The sequence below is a fragment of the Mesorhizobium sp. GbtcB19 genome, from assembly GCF_019091085.1.
GTDB lineage: Bacteria > Pseudomonadota > Alphaproteobacteria > Rhizobiales > Rhizobiaceae > Mesorhizobium.
Genome location: NZ_JAGXJY010000548.1, coordinates 1 through 234 on the forward strand (window position 1 = coordinate 1; position 234 = coordinate 234).

Sequence of the window (234 nt, forward strand, 5' to 3'; positions counted from 1 at the left end):
CCAGGGCGTCGAGCTCTAAGGGCGGGAGGACACCATGGCCACCACATACAAAGCCGTAAAGATCTCCCGGGGCAACACAGGCTGGGGCGGTCCGCTCGTCATCGAGCCGACCCCGCAGCGCGACAAGGTCGTCTCCGTCACCGGTGGCGGCATCCATCCGGTCGCCCAGCCCATCGCCGACATGACCGGCGCCACGGCCGTCGACGGTTCCAAGGCGCCGCCGATCGAAAGCGA

General features: G+C 68.4%; 1 pseudogene. It reads left to right on the top strand.

Annotation, left to right across the window (positions count from 1 at the left end):
• Window positions 1-34 precede the first annotated feature (34 nt).
• Window positions 35-234, top strand: a pseudogene (locus KVT37_RS33005) (PTS sorbitol transporter subunit IIB); the annotation flags it as partial.